This is a genomic window from Arthrobacter sp. ok909 (assembly GCF_900104405.1).
Lineage (GTDB): Bacteria > Actinomycetota > Actinomycetes > Actinomycetales > Micrococcaceae > Arthrobacter > Arthrobacter humicola.
This window is the reverse complement of the sequence record NZ_FNJS01000077.1, coordinates 1-1,490: the sequence shown is the minus strand read 5'-3', so window position 1 is coordinate 1,490 and position 1,490 is coordinate 1. Positions and strand designations below refer to the sequence as shown.

Below are 1,490 nucleotides of genomic sequence, written 5' to 3'. Positions count from 1 at the left end.
GGGGAGTCGATAACCGGACTGTGATCCCAGGGTGTCCGAATGGGGAAACCCCGCCAGGGGCGCGAGCTGCCTGGTGACCCGCATCTGAACACATAGGGTGCGTGGAGGGAACGCGGGGAAGTGAAACATCTCAGTACCCGCAGGAAGAGAAAACAATAGTGATTCCGTTAGTAGTGGCGAGCGAACGCGGATCAGGCTAAACCGTTCCATGTGTGATAGCCGGCGGGCGTTGCATGGTCGGGGTTGTGGGACTTTCCGTACCAGTTCTGCCGGACTGGTGAGGTGTGATGTGCAGGCATAGGTGAACGGTCTTGAAAGGCCGGCCGTAGAGGGTGTGAGCCCCGTAACCGAAATGTTGTGTACCGCCTGGAGAGTATCCCAAGTAGCACGGGGCCCGAGAAATCCCGTGTGAATCTGTCAGGACCACCTGATAAGCCTAAATACTCCCTAATGACCGATAGCGGACCAGTACCGTGAGGGAAAGGTGAAAAGTACCCCGGGAGGGGAGTGAAACAGTACCTGAAACCGTGTGCTTACAATCCGTCGGAGCCAGTCTGATTCTGGTGACGGCGTGCCTTTTGAAGAATGAGCCTGCGAGTTAGTGTTACGTCGCGAGGTTAACCCGTGTGGGGAAGCCGTAGCGAAAGCGAGTCTGAACAGGGCGTTGCAGTGGCGTGATCTAGACCCGAAGCGAAGTGATCTACCCATGGCCAGGTTGAAGCGACGGTAAGACGTCGTGGAGGACCGAACCCACTTCAGTTGAAAATGGAGGGGATGAGCTGTGGGTAGGGGTGAAAGGCCAATCAAACTTCGTGATAGCTGGTTCTCCCCGAAATGCATTTAGGTGCAGCGTTGCGTGTTTCTTACCGGAGGTAGAGCTACTGGATGGCTAATGGGCCCTACAAGGTTACTGACGTCAGCCAAACTCCGAATGCCGGTAAGTGAGAGCGCAGCAGTGAGACTGTGGGGGATAAGCTTCATAGTCGAGAGGGAAACAGCCCAGACCACCAACTAAGGCCCCTAAGCGTGTGCTAAGTGGGAAAGGATGTGGAGTTGCGAAGACAACCAGGAGGTTGGCTTAGAAGCAGCCATCCTTAAAAGAGTGCGTAATAGCTCACTGGTCAAGTGATTCCGCGCCGACAATGTAGCGGGGCTCAAGTACACCGCCGAAGTTGTGGCATTCAGATATTAGCTAAGCCCTTGTGGTTCAGGCGTCTGGATGGGTAGGGGAGCGTCGTGTGGGCGGTGAAGTCGCGGTGTAAACCAGCGGTGGAGCCTACACGAGTGAGAATGCAGGCATGAGTAGCGAAAGACGGGTGAGAAACCCGTCCGCCGAATGATCAAGGGTTCCAGGGTCAAGCTAATCTGCCCTGGGTAAGTCGGGACCTAAGGCGAGGCCGACAGGCGTAGTCGATGGACAACGGGTTGATATTCCCGTACCGGCGAAAAACCGCCCATGTTGAACAGGGGATACTAACCGCCCGAGACCT

General features: G+C 55.8%; 1 rRNA gene. It reads left to right on the top strand.

The annotated features are described in order from the left end of the window. Positions 1-1,490 (top strand): 23S ribosomal RNA (locus BLR03_RS23810); the annotation flags it as partial.